Origin of the sequence: Pseudoflavonifractor sp. 60, from assembly GCF_009911645.1 — a bacterium.
Taxonomy (GTDB): Bacteria; Bacillota; Clostridia; order Oscillospirales; family Oscillospiraceae; genus Lawsonibacter.
The window spans coordinates 80,228-100,311 of the sequence record NZ_QWKI01000041.1; the positions used below are offsets into that span (position 1 = coordinate 80,228).

Here is a 20,084-nt window from a genome sequence, read left to right on the forward strand (position 1 = left end):
CCCCTCCAGCGTCAGTTGTTGATAAGTTCCGCCGTCACGATCTCCTCCGCCTGCGCTTTCAGTGCGTTCATGTGCCGCACCCAGTCCATCTGCCGGGTCTTTTTGTCCGGCGCCGGGTCCGCCGCCAGCAGTTCCTCCATCAACTGCTTCATCCGGGCGGTGGCCGTCTCCTGCACCTCCCACAGGTGCGGGAACAGTTTCCCGATCAGGGTCAGGTGGTTGTAGAGGAGTTTGTTGTTCTCCTCCAGATACGCCCTCCGCATCCTGCCGTACTTGCCCAGCGGACGGTCCTCCATTTCCTCCAACTGGATGTCCGGGATCAGGTAATCCCCGGCCTTCGTGTAAGTCAGCTCTGCCATTTTTCCGGCTCCTTTCCTCCGTTTGTTCGACCTGTTTCGTCCTCTCGTAGGTTCGGATGGCCCGTTCCACTTCACGGAAAACCTGGGAGGATGCCTCGCTGACCGCCGCACCCAGCACATTGGACGCCGCCTGGGTATTGAAGTCGAACACATCCATGAAATCTTCCGGCTCAAAACAGCTCTCCGGGTCCTCCACACAGCGGGAGCAGAGCATATACTTGATGCTGGTCTCCGCCGCCCTCCGAAAGGACACCCCTACGTTGAACTCATCATACCCGTAGAGGAAGGAATCGTCAACGATGCCGAGGATGCTGTCCTTGTTCTCCTCCCAATATTCAGCGGCGAGGCGGGAGGCGATGCCCCCGATCTGCTCCTCCAGCCCCGCGCCGGCCCCCACGCCGTAGGCCCGTTCCAGCACATCCTGCACAGCGGGGACATATTCCTCACGCATGGACCAGAGGTTGACCGGGCGGGAGTTCTCCCTCTCCCCGGTGTCCGACACATCGAACACATAGCGCAGCTTCGGGCGGCTGCCCGTGTTGTCCACCAGGGCGATGCCCTTGGAGCCGCGGCGCACATAGCGGCGCATGGTCTTGTTCCAGAGGTCATACTCGGCGCAGGCCGTGGCGTCCGGGCGCTGCTTGTAGATCATGAGCTGCTCATTGTAGGGGTATTTATAGAGCCGGGCCGCAGTGGTAAGGAAGGCTGTCCACTGCTCCCGGCTCCCAGTCACTTGTCTGGCGGCTTCTTCCGCCATCTGGGTGTAGTAGGCGGCTTTTGAGGGGAACGGTACGACCGCCGCCCCGTCCGCCTGTAAGGGTTCATTCAATGCCATAGGTTGCCTCCGTTTCTTTCAGATTTGTGTGCTTGGGTCAGATGTCCGGGTACAGGTCCAGGCTGTCAAATTCCGTGTCCGTCATGCCCTCCAGCTTTTCCAGGACACTTTTGGAGAGACGGCCCAGCCGCCGCTCCGAGGGCGTGAGCTGGAGGCGCATGGCCTCCAGCTCCGCGATCAGCCCCGCCCGTGTGCCGGGGTTGTAGAGCATCATCATAATACGCTCGTCCCGTGTAAAGTCCTTCATCTCTCATCCCGTCCAGCCTGCTTCTGGGGCGGCCTGCGCTCCGGCTGCTCCGCGCCGGAAAGGGCTTTCAGCGCGTCCAGGACGGAGTGCCGCTCCGTTTCAGGCTCATCCTTTCTCCCGTTATTGATGATCCCATCAATGGAGTTGTAGTCGTCCTCCATCGCCATCTCCGCGTTTTTCAGGTAGTTCTCCCGCAGGGCGAAGTCCTCCAGCTCCTTGAAGCCGATGGAATCCACATAATGGCAGGATACCACGCCGCCCACTTTGAGCGCCACGATGTCGCTGACCGACAGGCTGTGTCCCCGGAAATCATCCGGGTGGGCGGTGTTGAACTGGACATAGAGGGCCTCCAACTGCGCCATCACCGTCTCCGGCGTGTTGGGCGCCTTCGGGAGGTCTCCGTGGTAGACCACCTCGTAGTGGTCGATGTCCGGCTCCTTCCCCTGCCACTGGAGGCTGGAATAGGACTCGAACCGCTCATAGAGGGTGTCGTCCGTGTGCCGCAACTGCAAAATGGCGTAGGAGTCGGTGGCGCTCTCCAGAAACGCCGCCAGGTGGCCGGGGTCCTCGTCCACGCCGTTCACCTCGTCCCATTTTTTGATGTCAGACATTCTGTTCCTCCTTCCTCAAGAAAGGCAGGCCGTTCTCCTTTGCGTCCCGCCTCTGCCGCTGCCGGCGTTCCTCGCTGTACGGCGGGCGGATACCCACGCACCGCTTGGGGATACGGTAGGTCACGGACCGCCCCGGCCCGGAACGCTCCAGAACATAGTCCTCCGGGAACCGTTGGGAAAGCTCCCGGAGCTTATTGATGAGCCTTGCGTCATGGGTGTAGACCTCCGCCGTGTCCAGCTCATTGTCCCACAGGATGATGGTCTCCTGCTCCGCAAGGGTCAGCTTCTGGCGGCTCATAAGCTGGCCTCGTCCCGCTTCTTCGCCGGGGCGGGGGCGGGGTGTCCCTTCGCACTGGACTTCAAGGCGGAAAGCTGGCCCAGGACGGACTCCCGCTTCTCGTCCTGCGCCTCCTGCGCCCGCATGGCCGCCTTTTCCATCAGCATCCCGTGGTCGGTGGGGGTCATGGAGCGGCGCTCCAGTTTGTTCTCAAAGAGGACCATATCCCGCACCTCGTTGATGGAGCAGCCCACGACCTCCAGTTCGCCGCTCTTGGTCTCGTTGAATTTCTCATCGTACAGATGGTAGTCCCAATGGCCCGCCCCGCACTCCACGGCGAGATAGGCGTTCCAGCCGATCTTCCACGCCGCCTGCTCCGCATCCAGCTCTGGCTCCGGGCGGCAGACGCCCCCGCCACGCTCCAGCACCTCGGCGAACTGGCAGATATGGTAGACCTCGCTCCCGACATAGGTGTGGTAGTCGTCGATATACTCGCACTTGGCGGAGAAGGTCCTGTCCGGGTACTCCACCTGGATCGTACCGCCGTCCGGGATGCGGAACTGCTCCTCATAGCCGCTGTTGATGAAGCGGATGTCATCCTTCGGCAGTGTCTCCGGCTCCCAGATGGAGCGGCGGTAGATGTCCGATCTGGGGAACTCCTTCAAGGAAGTCAAGCCCACCTGAGCCATCTCGATGCCGTCCAGTCCCGCCGCTCTGACAGCGGCATCCCGCGCCACCGCCAGCGGGTCATGGGTGGGGTCGATCTCACCCCAGACGGCATCCGCCGTGACCGTCCCCTCGGCGGTTTTCTCCTTGGTCTGTTTATCGAACACGGCGTATCCAAAATTGCCGTCCGCATCCTCCCGCACATGGAGAAGGGATGAGCGGTCAACAAGGTAGGCGGCTTCCGCCAACTCCGGGTTGGCATACCTGCCCACGAACTCCTCCACGGTCATTTCATCACCCGTGAAGTTCAGCTCATCTCCAAGCTCCAGAAATCCCTCCTTGGGGATGTCCAAGGGCTTTGCGGCGAGGATGGTCCCGGCGTGGTTGACTACCACGCGATTTTCAACTAAGGCCGGGTCGCCAGGATCATAGTCTGAACCGCGCAGATCATAGCGGTAGAGGCCCTCCGGCACATCCTCCTGCCTGACCCGCTCATTGAGGAACAGGGCCTTGACGCCAAAAAGCTCCACCACTTCCTGCTTCGGCGGGGTCAGGATACCGCCCTGGATAAGGGTCTCCGCCCGGTCCTCAATGCTCTCCCGGACCACATCCATATGCCCGGTATCGACCATCTTGGAGAAGGTCTTGTAGATGTCCGCCATCGTGTCCGGGGAGGCCAGCAGCGCCCTCGCCTGATCGTCAGGCAGTTCCAGCGCCCCGATCTCCATCAGGATGTCCTCCCGCACCGCATACTCGACAGCGTGGTTCAAGATGTCGGCGGGCGGCTGGTCCATTAGCCATGCCCTGAACTTGTCCTGCTCCGCCGACGCTTTCTCATACAGTTTGCTGCTCAGTTCCGTATCAGCCATTCTATCAGTCCTCCTGTCTCAAAATTTTGACCCATCTTGTTTTCATCTGGCGGGGATACTGCCCGCTGTCCCTGGGCCTACGCCTGCCCGTCCACTCCAAGCCCCCGGCAGGCCCCTCGCACACGAAGCCGGAGGCTTTCAGGGACGCGCCGCACTCGCTGTCCAGGATATAGGTGATGACCTTTTTATAGCCCATCGCCCTCGCCGCCCGGACCGCCGCCCCATAGAGCATACTGCAAGCGTTCCGCGCCCCATCGGTGCAGAGGCGGTTGACCTCCAGCGTATAGCCGTCATCCAGGAAGCGGCTCACCGGGCGGCCGCAGATGGCAACACCGGCGAGCCGCCCGTCCTCCCGGACACCGATAGAGAACTTGTGTCCCACCGTGGGCTTATGGTGGCGGTGGTGCTGGCACACGAACTCGTTCGCCTCCCGCAGGGAGACGGGGACCAGCGACAGCATATCACTCACCGCCCACGGCGTCACGGATGCCCTGCATGATATACGCCACACAGGGTACGGCCACGCTGTTGCCGAGCATCTGGTAACGCTTCGTGTCGCTGATGGCCCTGCCGTCTGCGCCGGTCTCCGTCCAGCCGTCCGGGTAGCCCTGCAAACGCTCGGCCTCGGTGGGGGTGAGCCTCCTCACGCAAAGCCCGGTGCGGACGGGGTTCTGGTAGTTCAGCGAGTAGCCGCCTGATGCCGCCTTTGCCAGCAGTGTGCCGCTGACCTCATCCGTCTCCCGGAGGTTGCGGCAGTCCACGGCGGCGGCCTCCGGCCCGTCAGCGCCCTCCACGACGGCCATGCCACCCTGATTGCAGCAGGGGTTCCCGCCGTTCAGGTCCAGCGTCCGGGAGGTATCTGCCTCATAGAAGCCACTTTGGGGATTGTCCGAAAGCATCCCGCCAGAATGGTAGGCGCCGATGACATAGGCTTTCATCACGGCGCTCTGCTGGCCCGCCAGAAGGGTGGGGGCGGTCTCCTCCTGGAAGCCGATGCTCCCGGACTGGCTGCCGGCCTTGTGCTTGAAGCCCGCGCTCACCACGCAGAAGTCCAGCTCGTTCCCCTGTCCGGCAGGGCGGGAAAGCCCCGCGCCGGAGGCACAGAGCGTCCCGGCGATCTGGGGGTGGGTCACAATGGGCTGTTCATGCCCTGCCACCAGCGTGGGCGACTTCTCCTCCATGATCTCGGCGTTAGACTGCCCGGTCGCCATGCACAGCGGAGCCGTGACAACATGGGGACTGCCCGCCCCGCAGAGGGTGGGCTGGACGGGCTTCAGGGTGGAGCGGTTCGTCTTGCTGGTGATCTGCTGGAGGTCGAAGCCAGCGGCCACAGTGGGCGGCTGCTCCTCCTGCCCGGTCGCCATGCAGACGGCGTGGCGGTCGATGGTGTTGAGGGTGAAGGACACATTCTCGTTGATACCATCCCCCTGCGGCCCGTTCCCGTCCGCCCTGCCGATCAGGGAGCCTTGGATAGCGTATGCGGTGATGGGCAGATTGCCGTGGGTCTGGCTGCGGAGGGTGGGCGATACGCCGCCCTTCTCCACACTAAGGGAATCTCCGCCCTGGTCGTTCAGTATCTCCACCGCATTTTTCGGCGCAAAGAGGTATTGGTCGTTCCCGGTCGCCAGAGTGCCGCTCTTTTCTATCTGGAGCAGAGGCCCCTTGCCGCCGCCCTCACAGCCGCAGCGGATACGCATGGAGATGGCGGGGACCGCCGCTCCCATACCGTCCGCCATTTCGATCACGCCGTTGCGCCCGGTGGACATCCCGCAGTTCGTCCCCAGCGTGGCCGCCACATGGCCGGTAAGCTGGGCATTGTAGCCGTCTATCCCCGCGCCTGCTGTTCCAGCGCCGCTTTGAGCATAGGCGGCAGGTCCTTGCCGCGGCGTTCCGCCCGCCGCAAAATACCCTGACAGGCTTTTGGGGACAAAGAGTATTTCTCCGCTGCGTTCGCCTCTAAAATCTGCGATAAGAAAGATACGCCGGCGCCGCTGTGCTGTTCCGAAGTATTGGGCGTCGTACACGCACCAAGCGAGGTCAACGCCTCGGCCTCGTACCATCCCGGCGTTTGCCCACCGTCCAGAACCAGGCATTGGAACTTCGGCGTCTGTGAACGCTTCCAGCACAGCCTTAAAGTCACGCCGGGAAGAACTTGACAAGGCTCCGGGGACATTTTCCCAGAGCGCGAATTTCGGGTATTCTCCATTGGTCGCCTCCTGCATTTCTCTGATGATCCTGATGGCCTCCAGAAAGAGGCCGCTCCGCTCCCCGGCAAGGCCCAGGCGCTTGCCCGATGCCACGCTCAGGTCCTGGCAGGGGGAGCCGAAGGTGATGATGTCCACGGGCGGCAGCTTGCCGCCGTGGAGCTTCGTGATGTCGCCAACGTGTTCCATGTCCGGGAAGTGCTTCTTCGTCACGGAAACGCACTCCGGGACGATCTCGCTGGCCCACAGGGGCCTGATCCCATAAAAAGAGGCGGCATAGGGGAAACCTCCTATGCCGTCAAACAGGGAACCGAGCGTAAGCTGCTCTCTATTCAATTCTTTTTCCCTCCGCTGTTCTTCCTACTGTTATCGAACTCCATCTGGAACTTCGCCCGGCCGTCCTCCTCGGTGGTGAGCAGGACATCGGCGTTATAGGTCCTGCCCGTCCGCTGGCTCTTGCAGTCCTTCAGCCTGACGCGGCCGTTCTTCACCAGCTTCTCCGCCATGCTCCCGGTCAGGTGCTTTCCGATCTTCTTGAAGTAGGCGTTGTCCTTCCAGAGGACGAAGCGGCACTGCGTCGTCACAAACTCCACTTCGCTACGCCCGCCTTGCGGCGAGCATCCGCTCCGTTCCGTTGCTCCTCCTTCTCCCACAAAATCTGTCGATTTTGCGGGAACCCTATGAGTGCAGAACCAGCCCTTGTCACGCTCCGCCACATCCGCCCCGCAGTGGGGGCAGCTCCCGATCACCTTGCTGTTGTTGCCCGGCATCTTGATCTCCACTCCTTTCACCGTCTCATAGTTCTTTACAAGGTCCGTCACCATCCCGGCGATCTCCCGCATGAAATCGTCAGGCGCATAGCCGCCCTTCTCGATGCCCAGCAGCTTCTCCTCCCACTCCGCCGTCATGGAAGGGGACTGTATCTGCTCCGGCACAACGGCGGCCAGGGTGCGGCCCTTGTCTGTGGGGACCAGCGCCTTGGCCTTCTTGTCCCCCTTGCGCTCCACAAAACCCTTCTGCACCAGCTTCTCGATGATGGCGGCGCGGGTGGCGGGAGTGCCGATGCCCCTGCGCTCCACATCTTCGGGCATCTCCTCCGCCCCTGCGGACTCCATACTTTGAAGGAGAGTGTCCTCCGTAAACCGCTTGGGGGGCGTCGTCTTGCCCTCTTTCAGCTCCACCTTGGCGAGGGGCAGCTCCGCATCCTCCGCAAGGGCGGGGATGGGCGGCGTGTCATCCCCATCCTTCTCCCCATCGGCGACGGTAACATACGCCCGCCAGCCGGGGTCCGTGACCGTCTTGCCCTTGGACTTGAACTGGTGTCCGGCACACTCCAGCGTGACGGTGGTCTCCGAGTAGTGGCAGGGGTCGCCCACGGCGCAGACAAGGCGCAGGGCGATCAGGTCCAGCACTGCCAGCTCCCCGGAGGGCAGGCCGGCGAGGTCGGCGGACTCCAGCGTTTTCGTGGGGATGATGGCGTGGTGGTCGGTGACTTTCTTCCCGTTGATGACCTGGGCGGTGTTCACCGGCGCGGGGGTGTCCGGGGAGATGCCCCGCTTTTTCTGCACCATCTCCACCAGCCCCGGCAGCATCCCCGCCATATCCTCCGTTAGGCAACGGCTGTCCGTCCGGGGGTAGGTGACGAGCTTCTTCTCATAGAGGCTCTGGGTGTAGTCGAGGGTCTGCTGCGCCGTGAATCCCAACTGGCGGTTGGCGTCCCGCTGGAGGGATGTCAGGTCGTAGAGCGCCGGGGGCTTCTCCGCCCTGTCCCTGCGCTCCGCCTTTACCACGGTGGCCGTACCAGCCATGCGGCACTCCCCCGCCACCTTCTCCGCCTCGGTTTTCTTCTTCATACGCTCTCCGTTCGCCGCAAAGCCCTCCGGCACAAGCTGGACGGTGTAGAACGGCTCGGACTGGAAACCGCTGATCGCCGCCTCCCGGTCACAGACCATCGCCAGCGTGGGCGTCATCACCCGGCCCACATTGAGAGTGGGGCCGTACTTGCATGAAAAAAGCCGGGTGGCGTTGATGCCGACGATCCAGTCGGCGCGCTCCCGGCACAGGGCAGCCTCATACAAGGCATCGTATTCCGTTCCCGGTCTCAGGCTGGCGAAGCCCTCCCGGATGGCGGCGTCTTCCATAGAGGAGATCCACAGCCGCTCAAAGGGTTTCCGGCATTTGCACTGGTGGTAGACCAGCCGGAAGATCAGCTCGCCCTCCCGTCCGGCATCGGTGGCCTCCACGATGGAGGCCACATCCTCCCGGCCCATCAGCTCCTTCAACACCTGGAACTGCTTCTTGGTGGACGGGGACACCTGGTACTGCCACTTCTCCGGCAGGATGGGCAGGTCCTCCAGCCGCCACTTGGCGTAGGTCTCGCCGTAAGCCTCCGGCTGGGCCAGCTCCACCAGATGGCCCACGCACCAGCTCACGATATACCCGCCGCCCTCCAGGTAGCCGTCACACCGTTTCGAGGCGCCCAGCACCTTGCCGATGCTCTGCGCCACCGAAGGCTTCTCGCAGATCACGAGTTTGCTCATAGGCAGTCGCTCCTTTCCTTGTTTTGGGTAAAAAATAAGCGGCCTGCCATACACAGACCGCTGATACAAAGTCTATTCAGTTACTCCAGTTCCTCCCAGGGCTCCAGCCCCATCTCCTCCCAGGTGACGCCATAGGGGGCGCCCCCGGAGGTGTACCCGGCGATATAGAAGAAGCGGTCATCCTGCTCCAGCAGTTTCTGCTGCTCCTGCGCCGCCAGCCTTGCCTTTTTCCGTTTCCGGACGGCCCGCTTGATCGCCAGCTTCTCCGCCTCGGTTTTCCTCACCTTGGGCTTCGGCGGCTCCGGGAGGCCGTTCTTCTCGATCCGCTCCGCAAATCTGGCCTGTTTTTTCAGGAAAACATCATGGACGGTCTCATAGGATAAGCCCAGCCCCCGGCCCTGTATCTTGGTGAAGGCCGTCTTTGCCAGCTTCTCCAGTTCCGCATCGGCGGGCATCCGCCCATGCTCTTTATAATGGGCGCAGACCACGCCGAACATGACCTCGGATAACTTCTGCTTCTGTTTTGCTTTCAGGTCTTTCCAGCCCCTCGCGCCCATATCCGCCACCTCCCGGCATTACTGCATCCATTGTAACATGGATACGGCATATCCGCCATAGGCTTTTGGAAAGCCGTTCAGACAAATGAGCGTCAGCCACAGGCAGATCATCAGGAGGACCAAAAGTTCAAGAAACCTTCGGGGGTCAATACGCATAGCCGTTCCTCCTGTCTTGCAAAAGGGTCTGCGGCTGGTCCCAGCCGCCAGCCGCAGACTGTTCCATCAGATACAGACGGCTCCGCTTAGACCGGCTCATCGTCCGACCCGTCAAAGCCATCCTCGTCCTCATCGTCAAGCCCAATGTCCTCCGGGAGGCCGTAGTCCTCGTCATCCTCCGAATAGTCGGCGTCCGGGTCCGGCTTGGCCTGTTCCTTCTTCCCGCCGCCCTTGAAGAACTTCGTATAGGCGAAGAAGCCGCCTCCACCCAGCAGCGCCAGCACAAGGAGCAGGGCAGGCAGGGGGTTGGCCTTGGGCGCTGGCTTTTCCTCATCCGGCTTGTCCGCGTTGTCCTCCGGCTGCTGGGTCTCGGCGGGCGGCTGTACCTCCGTCTCCGGCTTGGCGTACTTCGCCGCCTCGTCCTCGTCCATCAGGGCCAGCAGGTCCGCCTCGTCCACCAGGTTCAGGAAGTGGACGGTCTGCTCCCCCTCGTCATCCCGGTCGATGATGAGGTAGAAAGTGTTCCCGGCCTTTGTCACCAGCGTGATGAACTGCTTGCCGGAGCCGTCCGCATGGGCCTCGTCATAATCGTCCACCAGCGTCAGGTTCCCGTCCGGGGTGAGGGCGGCGGAGGGAGGCTCTGCCGTGTCGGTACTCCCCATGCTCATCATCAGCAGGAGCATCATCATCAGGGTGTCCTCGTCAAAGCCACCGCTTGTGTCAGGCGAATCCTGCCCGTCATCCGCGGGCGGGGCGGTGGGGACCTCCTGTTCCGCCACATCCAGATAGTCCTTGTAGACATACCCGGTGGCCTCCGGGACCACGACCTCATACCAGTCGCCGCTCTCGCCGATGACCTCCACCTCCGTCCCACGGAGCAGATGCCCGATCACCGAGTGTTCCATGCCGGAGCCGGAGCGGAGGTTCAGGTAGGTGTCGCTGCGGACATTGACTGTGCCAACGGCAACGGTTTCTGTCGCCGCCTCCGTCCCGGCATCGGCGACAGCGTCGGTATCGGTCTCCTCGCTGGTATCCTTGCTGGTATCGGCGCCCATCAGGGCCTCCATGATCTGCTCCATGCCCTGGGCGGAAAAGGTGATCTTCCCGTCCTCGCTGATCGTCACACCTTCCGGCAGGACGATCTTCGTGCCGAGGGTGGCGCCATCGGGCAGGGCGGGGCTGTCAGTCTCCACAGCGTCCCCGGCAGTCCCGTCCGTTCCAGCGGGGGCTGTCTCCACGGTCTCTGTCCCAGCGGCCCCCTCCGTGGAAACCGGGGAATTGTCCGCCGCAAAGCACACGGCGGAGAGGTTCCCCATCATCAGAACGCCCGCCATAAGGCCGGCGATCATGCTATTGATCTTCATGCTCTTTATCCTCCTTGATCTCAGAAGTGTTGTTGTCACGGCCAGCCGGCGCGCCCGCCCCCGGCACAGCGGCCGGGAAGGGGAGCAGCCCGCCTTGCAGGGCTTTCAGGACCTCCGCAAGCTGGTCCGGGGTCATGTTCCGCGCCCGCACCATCTCATGGATCTCCGTGTTCTCCTGCTGGATATATTTCTGGCAAAGCTCCTTGTAACGGGCGTCCCACTGGTCGCGCTTTTCTCTTGCGCGGTCCCGTTCGGCCCCGATCTTGTCCAGTTTCTCGCTCATTTTCGCTCCTTTTGTTTGTGCCTGAAACGCTTTAGGGCAGGGATGGGCCGTTACCGTTCCATATCCATGCCTGGGGCTTTCCGCTCCTTTTTCATTTCAGGCGGTTTCCGTGTTGCTGCCGCCTTTTTCTCGCCGAGGTCCTTTATCACTGATGCCCGCCCCGCGGTTTCCTTCTCCGGCGCAAAAGCCTCCCGCTCCTGGGCGTCATACAGCGCCTGCAAGCGGCCTTCCGCCGATGTGAGCATATCTTGCAGGATGGCTATCCGCTCCTCTATGCGGTCAGATGCGTCACTTGCGCCGCCTGTCTCCAGCATGAAGCGTTCCAGCCGGTCCTTTTCGCCGCCGATATACTGCTCCAGCAGCTCACACTCGGCCATCAGGCTCCCGATGGTATCGCCAGGATATGCCTCGGATGGCTGGCGCGGGTCTTTCCCCATCTCATCCATCTTGTTCCTCACCTCCCCTGGTCTTGTGGTCTTGCCAGCGGCGTCACCTGATGCGCCCGAAGCATAGGAAATGGCTCTGCCAATAGCTGCTCTCGGTGCTGGCGTAGGAGATGGGATTTCCGCAGTGGATCATCATCCCATCGCCCACATAGATGCCCACATGGGTGGCGTCGCTGGGGTCCGGGGCGTCGTAGGTGTGGTGGAAGAAGATCAGGTCTCCCGGCTTCGCCTGGTCGGGCGGGATGATGTCGCAGATATTTTTCAGCCCCCTGGCGCCCAGCCGCCCCACGTTCCAGCCGTTGCCGCTGTGGTTGATGACCCACGACACGAAGCCGGAGCAGTCAAAACTTGTGCTGGGGGAACTGCCGCCCCAGACATAGGGGTAGCCCAGATACTTCTCCGCCTCGGTTATCATCCTGCGGAATTTCTCATCGGTCAGCGCCTCGCCAGGGATGTCGTAGTCCGTGTACTCGCCCCCGGCCACGCCGTACACATCCTCCCCGAACAGCTCCGAACGGTTGCCGCTGGTGGTCATCAGCACATCGTAGCGGTCGGCCTGCTCCGTTGTCAGCCCGGAGTCCCGGATCACCGCCCCCAGCCCCTTGTTGGTCAGCTTCACATTGAGGATATGATAGTTGTACGGCACTTCCACATCGTAGTCGTTGCCCTCGCTGTCCGTCCTGGTCTCTGTGCGGTAGCGGACCTCTACCTCCGGCGTGAGGGTGAGGGTGTACTGCTGGGCAAACAGGCTTTGCAGGGTGCTTTGCACCTCCGTCCTGGTGTAGTCCTCGAACAGGACCGTCAGGTAGGAGGCCAGCTCATAGGGGTTGTGGCCGATCTCCGCCAGGTCGTAGCGGTACTCGTCATAGCCGGGGTGGGTGCTTTCGATATTGCTTATCTGGTTGTCCAGGGCAGTCTCCAGCGCGGAATAGTCCGCGTCGGCCCCCAGGATGTCAGCGTCCTCCGCCGTGTAGGAGGTCCCCAGCACCGCATTCCCGCTCCCGGCGAACATGGCGGTGCAGGATGAGAACATCCCGGCGATGAGCATGATGAGCAGCCCCAGGACACCAGCGATAAGGATGGCTTTGGGATGCTCCTTTACAAACTCAATCCCTTTATCCACCAGTGACTTCGTTCCCTCGGTGGCCTTTTTTCCGCCCTTCGCCGCCCCGGAAGCCCCGGCTTTGCCGCTGGCCTTGGCCTCCATATACCGCTTTTTCAGTTCCTGCTTCTGCCGCCACTTGGAGATGGGATTGGAGGAATGGTTGGGGGAATTGTGGCGCTCCCGCTGGTACAGGGCCTCCACATTGGCGCTGTCCGACTTCCGCTCCAGCCTCGCCGCCTTGTCGTACTGTTTCAGCTTGTGGCTGTAATGGCGGTTGTTCACGACGTTCCCGGTGTTCCGCACCGTGGACTCCCCACTTTGCAGGGCGTCCGCGCCGGAGTTGCCCTCACCGTCATCGTCCGACCGGCCCACGGCATCCCGGACGGTGTTCCTTGCCGCGTATAGGGCAGCGGCGGGGGCGTTCACCGCCGCCCGGCCACCCGCCCCCGGCTTCTGGGCGGTGGCTTCCGTCACCTCGATGCGGAGCTTGCCCCTTGCGGCTTTCGTAGACTGCCGTTCCGGGCGCAGCTTATCCGAGAGCCGCTCCGCGGTGGTCTCCGCCTTGCCGCTTCTGGCGGTGGTGCGGGACCGCCTTTTCGAGGGGGATTTTTCCTTTTCCCTGTCCGCCTTGGAGGACTGCCGGGACTGGTGGAGCTTATCCGACAGCCGCTCATCCACGGCCTCGGCCCTGCCGCTGTCACGGGTGATACGCACACGCCTCTTTGTCGGGAGCTTCTCATTCGCCCGGTCCGCTTTATCGGCGGCCTTGTCCGCCTTTTTCGCCGCCCTGCGGATGTCCCGGTCAGAAAGCTCATCCTCCGTAAAATGGAGGCGGCGCGCCTTATCAGCCATTGTCTACCTCCCGCTTCCTGACCTCCGTCAGCTTGGTCGTCATGATCTTGTAGAGTTCCAGGTCGGTGGGGAAACGGTCCACGAAGGGCAGGATCACATTGCCGAAAAACAGCAGCCCCTCACCCTCGCCGGAGTGGGTCACATAGGAGAGCTGGTGGGGCGAAATGTTGAGCTGCTTCGCCAGGATGGCGCGGTCCCCCGCCGCCTGGTTGAGCATGATGATGAAGTCGCTGTTCTCAAAGATGTTCTCCACTTCCCGGCTGGAGAGCAGGTCCTTCACATTCTGGGTGATGCCGGTGGGGATGCCTCCCCATTTGCGGAACCGTTTCCAAATCTCCACGGAGTAGGCCGCCGTCTGCTCCTCCTTCAGGAGCAGATGGAACTCGTCCATGAAATACCGGGTGGCCTTGCCTGCGCTGCGGTTCTGGGTCACGCGCCCCCACACCTGGTCCTGCACCACCAGCATCCCGATCTTCTTCATCTGCTTGCCCAGGTCCTTGATGTCGAAGCAGACGATGCGGTTGGTGATGTCCACATTGGTGCGGTGGTTGAAGATGTTCAGGGAGCCGGTGACATAAATTTCAAGGGCGGTCGCCACATGGCGGGCCTCCTTTTCCTCCTGCTTTAAGAGCGCCTCGTAGAGGTCCTGCAAGAGGGGCATATTCTCCGGCCTGGGGTCCTCGAAATACTTCTGGTATATCTGGTGGACACAGCGGTCGATGACCGTTTTCTCCACCGGCTGGAGGCCCTCCTTGCCGCCCACCACCAGCTCGCAGAGGGAGAGGATGAAGTCGGCTTTCAGCGCAACGGGGTTGTCCTCCTCGGAGTAGTTCAGGTTGATGTCCATCGGGTTGACATACTGGCTGCTGGACGGGCTGATCCTGATGATCTGGCCGCCGAACCGCTCCACCAGGGGCGCGTACTCCGCCTCCGGGTCGCAGATGATGACATCATCGTCCGACACCAAAAAGGCGTTGGCGATCTCCCGCTTGGCGGCAAAGGACTTGCCGGAACCGGGCGTACCCAGGATGAGGCCGTTGGGATTTTTCAGGGATTTCCTGTCCACCATGATGAGGTTGTTGCTCAGGGCGTTCAGGCCGTAGTAGAGGGACTCCTTCCGGTCCTGGAACAGCTCCTGCGTGGTGAACGGGATGAAGATGGCGGTGGAGCTGGTGGTAAGCCCCCGCTGTATCTCGATGAGGTTCTGCGCCAGCGGCAGGGAGGACATCAGGCCCTGCTCCTGCTGGAAGTCCAGCCGCCGCAGGACGCAGTTGTGCTTCTGGGCGATGCTCTGGGACTGGAACACATTGGTCTCCAGCTCCTGCTCGGTGCGCCCGGTGTTCATCACCAGGAATGTCACCATGAACATCCGCTCGTTCTGGCTCTGCAATTCCTTCAGCAGCGCCTTGGCGTCCCTGCCGTAGGTGGCGAGGTCGGAGGGGATGATGTCGATGTCGTACCCGGCGCGGACGGCCTTCTTCTGTTCCTCGATCTTGCTCCGGTCCAGCTCCGTGATGGTGTGCTTCACCGTCTTGATGGCCTTGTTCTGGTCGATGGACTGGATGTGCATGGTGACGATCTGGCTGGAGTCGATGTCCAGGATGTCCGCCAGCATACGGTCGCTGATGTCCGAGGCCGTGATGGACAGGAACGATAGGGCGCCGTACATACCGCCCACCTGGAAGGTGCGCCGGCCGTTGAAGGCAAAGGCGGCGGGGGCGATGAAGTCCTTGACGGAAAGCCCGGACTCCACCAGCCACTTCCACTCAAAGGCAAAGGGCTCACGCTCCCCCATGTGGAACATGGAGTGCATCAGGCGCAGGCGCTCTTTCCCGTTCAGTACGGAGGCGGCCACGCCGATGCGCTTGAAGTTGTTCAGCAGGTCCGTCTCCACATGGTCCAGCCGGGGCTTCGCCTGCCGCATGGACGCCGCCTCGATGCCGAAGGTCAGGTACTTCGCCTTGGTGAGACCATTGTTGCCCCTGGCAAGCTGGCTTTTCAGCATCTGGCTGTACTCCGCCCGGACGCTGTCAAAGGCGTCCCCAGCGGGCGGGATGCGGACGGACTTCTCGAAGCTCTCCGCGTCGGTCGCCATGTTCATGAAGGACAGCTCGAAACGGATGGAGCTGTCGAAGAAGTTGAGGAAGCTGCACCACTCCTCAAAGATAGCCGTCTTGTCCTCCTGCTGGGCGAGCTGGTAGTTGATGTCGTTGAACTGGACGGTCTTGGTGTAGTAGTTGTCGGTGACACGGCAGATGCCGTCCGGGAACATCCGCTGGAACGGGATGGACTGCTGGGCGGTGCGGGGTGTCCCGTCATCCCTGCGGGCCTTCTCGATGATGGCCCTGATCTGTTTTTTCTCCGCTTTTGTCAGGCTTGCGGGAAGGGCGATGGGGTCCGCTTTCCCGCGCCCGCCTTTCTGCGTTTTGAACAATGGCCTGTACCTCCTTTTCCACTTGGTCCTGCCGCATCAGGGCAGAGTAATAGTTGTTGGTCGCATAGGGGCGCACCTTCGGGCGGATGAACTTCGCCTGGATGAAGTGCCGCGCCACCGTCTCCAGCGGCTGCCCGTCCTTCTCGTACATGGCGAGGAAGAACAGCGGGAGCATGAGGACGATCATCCCCATGACGGCAAGGCTGGTGTTGCCGGAACGCTTCATCAGGAAGAACGCCGGGACGCCGATGAGCGCCGCCGCCCCAAAGCAGGCAAGCTGCCGTTTCGTCAGCCCAAAGAACACCTTGGACTTTACCCGCGTCAGGTCGCGGGGGATAGAGATATACGCTGCCATGAAAACCTCCTTTCCCGGTCAGTGGGCGTTCAGTACGCTTCGGGCGAGGCCCCCGGTCTTGAACAGGGTGAACACCAGAAGGACGGTATACCCCACAACGCCCCAGAGGGAGGCGACTATATCCGAAGTGAACGAGATGGACTGTATCAGCACAGCGTAGATGCCGACACAGATCATGATAAGAAAGCCCTGGAAGCCCAGGGCGAACAGGGAGCGGAGGTAGTTCTGCCCGGTCTGGCTCTGCTCCCGGTTGCCGAAGGTGGACAGCGGGATGGGTGCGAGGCTCGTCATCAGGTATATCTCGATCATGCGCCCGTAGACGATGACAAAGATCACGATGGAGAGTATCCAGAGGGTGAGCTGGATGACGAAGCTCATCAGGTAGATGCCCAGCAGAGTACCCACGCCGTAGGTCTCCAGCGTGGCCTCCATCGCGGCGATGGCCGAGTCGCTGACCGCCGTGGACGCGCCGATGATGCCGCCGCTCCCGGAGATCACCGTCTGGCAGACATCAAAGACCGCCATCACGATATTGAAGCAGTTGGAGATGAGCGTGACGGCCACGAAGGTCTTGAATATCCACTTGAAGATGGTCCAGGTCTCGAAGTTTGCTAAGTTGTTATGCTCGATGATGAGCTGTATCAGCTCATAACAGGCAATGAAGGTGAGGATCAGCCCTGCTATGGGGAGGATGACCGACTCCGACACATTCCGTATCATGGAGAGGATGCCCGGAGAGAAGTTCGCCGGGGTCATGCCCACATCGGCGGCGATCTCCCCCACACGGGAGTTGACCGAATCGAAAACGCCTGTGAGATTGCCCATTATCCCGCTGATAAGGAGCTCTTTGAGCCAGTCCGCTATCGCGTCAAGAATACTGCCCAAATCAAATACCTTGTCCTTTCATCAGGGTAGCAGGGCGGCGGCTGCGCGCCGCCCTGCCTTGGTCACAGCGGGTCCTTTCCTGCGGGGCAGGTCAGGGAGCGGTGAACAGCCCGGACAGCAGGGGAACGAGGGTGATGCCGATGAGGGCGACACCGCCGCCGGCCATCAGCTGTTTCATGCCCTGGCTCTTGGCTCCGGGATTGTCGTTGCCGTAGCCCTCCAGAAGGTTGATCGCGCCCCACACGCCGAGGCCGGCGCCCAGCGCCACAACGAGGGTCTGCAAAACACCGATCGCACTGTTGAAAAATGCCATAACTTTGTCCTCCTTAAAGTTGGCGGGCGGGAGGTCCCCCGCCCGGAAAGTTGTTGTTTTTGTTGCGGGAACATGGGCTTTCCCCGGTCTGGCCCGCCGGATGGATGCCTGTCATTGTCATAAGTGGGGACAGCTCCATCGCTGGCAGGCCGGAGAGGGGGATGCCCTGTGCCTCTGCCGTCAGACAGCCCGGATCAGGGAGCGGTGAACAGGCCGGACAGCAGGGGAACGAGGGTGATGCCGATGAGGGCGACACCGCCGCCGGCCATCAACTGCTTCATGCCCTGGCTCTTGGCTCCGGGGTTGTCGTTGCCGTAGCCCTCCAGAAGGTTGATCGCGCCCCACACGCCAAGGCCGGCGCCCAGCGCCACAACGAGGGTCTGCAACACACCGATCGCACTGTTGAAAAATGCCATAACTTTGTCCTCCTTAAAGACAGGGGGCGGAGCCTTTGCCCCGCCCGGTTTATTGGATGGTCTTGAAGATACAAAAAGGGCGTCCGCCGCCCCGCCTGGTCAGCCCGCCCGTTGGATGCCTGCCCATATCATCATGTTTGCCGGCAGCTTCATTACGGGCGGGCGTTGTCCCACGCAGGGGGAAAACGCCCTTCGGATACGAGAAAAGCCCCCGCAGAGGGGGCTTTACGGCGTGACGCTCATCCGTCCGCGTCGATCACTTCAAATTCGTCCTTCGCCTTCAGCTTCAGCCGGTGGTCCAGGAACTTCTCGATGTCAAAGCGGTTCTTCTCGTCACAGTCCGCCGTGTACTGGAAATTGGGATGCTTCGTCAGGTCGTACTTGTCCGACAAAAACGGCCTCACGCCCCGGAGCTGGAGGATGCACTTGCCGCCGTCCAGCACCGCCAGCTCGTCCACGCTGGCAAGCTCATGGCCCGTCCGCTGGTAGTTCACGCTGTGGGACTCCTGGCTGCCCTTGCTCACCCCGGTGTTGAACATATCTATGGTCTCCTTGCCCAGGGCGGCGGAAAGCTCCTTCAAGGTGGTAGGCTCACTGCCGCCGAGGAAGATGCGGGTGTCCATGTTGCCGATGATGGTATCGGCGTTGTCCTTGTAGATGGCCTTCAGCTGGCTCTGCGCCTGCAAGACCAGGCAGGCGGAAATCTCCCGGCTTCGGATGGTCGCCACCAGCTTCTCCAGGTTCGGTATCTGCCCGATGTTGGCGCACTCGTCAATGAGGCAGCGCACATGGACCGGGAGCCGCCCGTGGTACACATCATCGGCTTTCTCGCACAGCAGATTGAAAAGCTGGCTGTATATCATGCTGATGAGGAAGTTGAAGGTGCTGTCCGTGTCGCTCATGATGAGGAACAGGGCGGTCTTGCGGTCCCCCAGGGTGTCCAGCTCCAGCTCGTCATATCGGGTGATCTCCCGCAGTTCGGCGATGTCGAAGGGGGCCAGCCTCGCGCCGCAGGAGATGAGGATGGACTTTGCCGTCTTGCCGGCGCTGAGCTTGAAAAGTTTGTACTGCCGGACGGCGAAGTGGTTGGGGCTTTTCTGCTCCAGCGCCTCAAACATCTGGTCCACCGGGTTCTGGAACGTCTCATCGTCCTCCCGGACCTCCATCGCGTTCAGGAAGGTGATGAGCGTCCCGAAGTTCTGCTCCTCCACGGGGGCGACATAGTGGATATAGGCGATGAGCGCCGTGTAGAGCAGCTTTTCGGCTTTCTCCCAGAAGTCCCCGTCCCCGCCGCTCTTGCCGTCCCCCTTGGTGTTCGCCATCAGGGTCGTCACCAGCTTCAAAATGTCCTTTTCGTCATGGATATAGGCGAAGGGGTTATAATGCATCGACTTTTTGAAGTTGATGGTGTTGAAAATCTTGATGCGGTACTTGTTCCGCACCAGGACGGCTCCGCACTCCTCGACGATCCCCCCTTTGGGGTCAGTGATGACATACGAACTATGGCACTGTAAGAGGTTCGGCTTGAGCCAAAACCTTGTTTTGCCGCTGCCGGAGCCGCCGACGATCAGCACATTCTTGTTCCGGGCGGTCTTGGGGTCCTTGGGGCGGCTGTTCATGGTCAGGCTCTCCGTCCGGGTGAGGATGACATTGTTCTCAAACACGGGGTCGGCGAACGGCTCGATGTCCTTTGGGCCGCCCCATCTCGCCGAACCGAACTCCTCCCCGTGGCGGTATTTCTTGGCGTTCTTGCTCCGCACATACACCACCAGCCGGAACGCCGCGCCGATGGCAAGGCCGATGCACAAGTCAAAGGGATGCAGGCTGGGCATGGGGTTCCCCCACGCCGCCCCCATCGAGGTGAAGAAGCCCAGCAGCTTCGTGGAGATGTCCGTACCCGCCGCCATGCGCCACGCCTCCCCGATGTTGGTGCAGAACAGCCCGATCACCACATAGGGGATGTTCAGGATGATGAGTTTCTTTGTTTTCTGGTTCATCGCTCACGCTCCTGGTTCTTCTCCCGCACCTTGGAGGGGATGGACTTGGCAAGCTGTTTCAGGTGCGCCAAGGCTTTCAGGACGCTGGGCCGCTTCTCCTTCTGGGACAGCTTCACGGAATACTCCTTGAAGGCGGCGGTCAGCACATCGGCGTCCTTCGCCTTGAAGAACACCATGAAGCGGGGCGGCTCCTGGGACACGTCCTTTCGGATGGCGTAGTCCACGCCGTACTTGTTCAGCACCCGCTCAAAGTCCTTGATGCCGCTTTTGGCGATGTCGATCTGCTGCGCCCCCTGGTCCTTGCGGATCAGCT

At 61.6% G+C, this 20,084-nt stretch carries 21 protein-coding genes; all 21 read right to left on the minus strand.

The window, feature by feature from the left end:
- Positions 1–11: 11 nt before the first annotated feature.
- The gene (locus D1646_RS05650) at positions 12–512 is read right to left on the minus strand and encodes a TnpV protein (protein ID WP_347565137.1); all 501 of its coding nucleotides are present in this window, start codon (positions 510–512) and stop codon (positions 12–14) included.
- 719 nt (positions 513–1,231) lie between these two features.
- Entirely contained in the window at positions 1,232–1,441 is a 210-nt protein-coding gene (locus D1646_RS05660; protein WP_160635522.1) for a transposon-transfer assisting family protein, read from the minus strand.
- Positions 1,438–2,052: a YodL domain-containing protein gene (locus D1646_RS05665; RefSeq protein ID WP_160635523.1), complete on the minus strand. Its 615-nt coding sequence runs from the start codon at positions 2,050–2,052 to the stop codon at positions 1,438–1,440. The genes D1646_RS05660 and D1646_RS05665 overlap by 4 nt, the downstream gene beginning before the upstream one ends.
- A complete protein-coding gene (locus D1646_RS05670; protein WP_160635524.1) occupies positions 2,045–2,350 on the minus strand; it encodes an immunoglobulin in 306 nt (101 codons plus the stop codon). The genes D1646_RS05665 and D1646_RS05670 overlap by 8 nt, the downstream gene beginning before the upstream one ends.
- Positions 2,347–3,864, minus strand: a complete 1,518-nt coding sequence (locus D1646_RS05675; protein WP_160635525.1) for an LPD28 domain-containing protein — start codon at positions 3,862–3,864, stop codon at positions 2,347–2,349. The genes D1646_RS05670 and D1646_RS05675 overlap by 4 nt, the downstream gene beginning before the upstream one ends.
- Positions 3,865–3,868: 4 nt before the next feature.
- Positions 3,869–4,324 carry an XF1762 family protein gene (locus D1646_RS05680; RefSeq protein WP_160278230.1) on the minus strand — a complete coding sequence of 152 codons (456 nt, stop codon included), beginning with the start codon at positions 4,322–4,324 and terminating at the stop codon, positions 3,869–3,871.
- A gap of 1 nt (position 4,325) precedes the next feature.
- The gene (locus D1646_RS23075; RefSeq protein WP_243154036.1) at positions 4,326–6,404 is read right to left on the minus strand and encodes a DNA cytosine methyltransferase; all 2,079 of its coding nucleotides are present in this window, start codon (positions 6,402–6,404) and stop codon (positions 4,326–4,328) included.
- On the minus strand, positions 6,401–8,608 hold the full coding sequence (locus D1646_RS05695; RefSeq protein ID WP_160635526.1) for a DNA topoisomerase 3: 2,208 nt from the start codon (positions 8,606–8,608) through the stop codon (positions 6,401–6,403). The genes D1646_RS23075 and D1646_RS05695 overlap by 4 nt, the downstream gene beginning before the upstream one ends.
- An 80-nt stretch (positions 8,609–8,688) precedes the next feature.
- Positions 8,689–9,165 (minus strand): hypothetical protein, encoded by a 477-nt coding sequence (locus tag D1646_RS23080; RefSeq protein WP_243154037.1) that lies wholly within the window; start codon positions 9,163–9,165, stop codon positions 8,689–8,691.
- Between the two features lie 18 nt (positions 9,166–9,183).
- A complete protein-coding gene (locus D1646_RS05705; protein ID WP_160635527.1) occupies positions 9,184–9,321 on the minus strand; it encodes a hypothetical protein in 138 nt (45 codons plus the stop codon).
- 86 nt (positions 9,322–9,407) lie between these two features.
- Positions 9,408–10,685, minus strand: a complete 1,278-nt coding sequence (locus D1646_RS05710) for a CD1107 family mobile element protein (protein WP_160635528.1) — start codon at positions 10,683–10,685, stop codon at positions 9,408–9,410.
- The gene (locus tag D1646_RS05715; protein ID WP_160635529.1) at positions 10,672–10,968 is read right to left on the minus strand and encodes a DUF4315 family protein; all 297 of its coding nucleotides are present in this window, start codon (positions 10,966–10,968) and stop codon (positions 10,672–10,674) included. The genes D1646_RS05710 and D1646_RS05715 overlap by 14 nt, the downstream gene beginning before the upstream one ends.
- A gap of 50 nt (positions 10,969–11,018) precedes the next feature.
- Complete coding sequence (locus tag D1646_RS05720) at positions 11,019–11,414, minus strand: hypothetical protein (protein ID WP_160635530.1); 396 nt, start codon at positions 11,412–11,414, stop codon at positions 11,019–11,021.
- Positions 11,415–11,457: 43 nt separating this feature from the next.
- Entirely contained in the window at positions 11,458–13,371 is a 1,914-nt protein-coding gene (locus tag D1646_RS23675; protein WP_160635531.1) for a C40 family peptidase, read from the minus strand.
- Entirely contained in the window at positions 13,364–15,805 is a 2,442-nt protein-coding gene (locus D1646_RS05730) for a VirB4-like conjugal transfer ATPase, CD1110 family (RefSeq protein WP_201754564.1), read from the minus strand. The genes D1646_RS23675 and D1646_RS05730 overlap by 8 nt, the downstream gene beginning before the upstream one ends.
- Entirely contained in the window at positions 15,687–16,160 is a 474-nt protein-coding gene (locus D1646_RS05735) for a PrgI family protein (RefSeq protein ID WP_160635532.1), read from the minus strand. The genes D1646_RS05730 and D1646_RS05735 overlap by 119 nt, the downstream gene beginning before the upstream one ends.
- 18 nt (positions 16,161–16,178) lie before the next feature.
- A complete protein-coding gene (locus D1646_RS05740) occupies positions 16,179–17,045 on the minus strand; it encodes a VirB6/TrbL-like conjugal transfer protein, CD1112 family (RefSeq protein ID WP_160635533.1) in 867 nt (288 codons plus the stop codon).
- 91 nt (positions 17,046–17,136) lie between these two features.
- A complete protein-coding gene (locus D1646_RS05745; protein WP_160635534.1) occupies positions 17,137–17,358 on the minus strand; it encodes a Maff2 family mobile element protein in 222 nt (73 codons plus the stop codon).
- Positions 17,359–17,552: 194 nt separating this feature from the next.
- A complete protein-coding gene (locus D1646_RS05750; protein ID WP_160635534.1) occupies positions 17,553–17,774 on the minus strand; it encodes a Maff2 family mobile element protein in 222 nt (73 codons plus the stop codon).
- A gap of 239 nt (positions 17,775–18,013) precedes the next feature.
- Entirely contained in the window at positions 18,014–19,771 is a 1,758-nt protein-coding gene (locus D1646_RS05755; protein ID WP_160635535.1) for a VirD4-like conjugal transfer protein, CD1115 family, read from the minus strand.
- Positions 19,768–20,084 (minus strand): PcfB family protein (locus D1646_RS05760; RefSeq protein ID WP_160635536.1); only part of this gene is annotated, 317 nt, incomplete at its 5' end. The genes D1646_RS05760 and D1646_RS05755, both read right to left, overlap by 4 nt.

Coding starts and splice junctions, on each gene's coding strand:
- D1646_RS05660 (WP_160635522.1), bottom strand. CDS start 1,441: ATGAAGGACTTTACACGGGACGAGCGTATTATGATGATGCTCTACAAC.
- D1646_RS23675 (WP_160635531.1), bottom strand. CDS start 13,371: ATGGCTGATAAGGCGCGCCGCCTCCATTTTACGGAGGATGAGCTTTCT.
- D1646_RS05720 (WP_160635530.1), bottom strand. CDS start 11,414: ATGGATGAGATGGGGAAAGACCCGCGCCAGCCATCCGAGGCATATCCT.
- D1646_RS05670 (WP_160635524.1), bottom strand. CDS start 2,350: ATGAGCCGCCAGAAGCTGACCCTTGCGGAGCAGGAGACCATCATCCTG.
- D1646_RS05695 (WP_160635526.1), bottom strand. CDS start 8,608: ATGAGCAAACTCGTGATCTGCGAGAAGCCTTCGGTGGCGCAGAGCATC.
- D1646_RS05755 (WP_160635535.1), bottom strand. CDS start 19,771: ATGAACCAGAAAACAAAGAAACTCATCATCCTGAACATCCCCTATGTG.
- D1646_RS05675 (WP_160635525.1), bottom strand. CDS start 3,864: ATGGCTGATACGGAACTGAGCAGCAAACTGTATGAGAAAGCGTCGGCG.
- D1646_RS05650 (WP_347565137.1), bottom strand. CDS start 512: ATGTGTTCGACTTCAATACCCAGGCGGCGTCCAATGTGCTGGGTGCGG.
- D1646_RS05735 (WP_160635532.1), bottom strand. CDS start 16,160: ATGGCAGCGTATATCTCTATCCCCCGCGACCTGACGCGGGTAAAGTCC.
- D1646_RS05745 (WP_160635534.1), bottom strand. CDS start 17,358: ATGGCATTTTTCAACAGTGCGATCGGTGTTTTGCAGACCCTCGTTGTG.
- D1646_RS23080 (WP_243154037.1), bottom strand. CDS start 9,165: ATGGGCGCGAGGGGCTGGAAAGACCTGAAAGCAAAACAGAAGCAGAAG.
- D1646_RS05705 (WP_160635527.1), bottom strand. CDS start 9,321: ATGCGTATTGACCCCCGAAGGTTTCTTGAACTTTTGGTCCTCCTGATG.
- D1646_RS05750 (WP_160635534.1), bottom strand. CDS start 17,774: ATGGCATTTTTCAACAGTGCGATCGGTGTGTTGCAGACCCTCGTTGTG.
- D1646_RS05680 (WP_160278230.1), bottom strand. CDS start 4,324: ATGCTGTCGCTGGTCCCCGTCTCCCTGCGGGAGGCGAACGAGTTCGTG.
- D1646_RS05715 (WP_160635529.1), bottom strand. CDS start 10,968: ATGAGCGAGAAACTGGACAAGATCGGGGCCGAACGGGACCGCGCAAGA.
- D1646_RS05665 (WP_160635523.1), bottom strand. CDS start 2,052: ATGTCTGACATCAAAAAATGGGACGAGGTGAACGGCGTGGACGAGGAC.
- D1646_RS05710 (WP_160635528.1), bottom strand. CDS start 10,685: ATGAAGATCAATAGCATGATCGCCGGCCTTATGGCGGGCGTTCTGATG.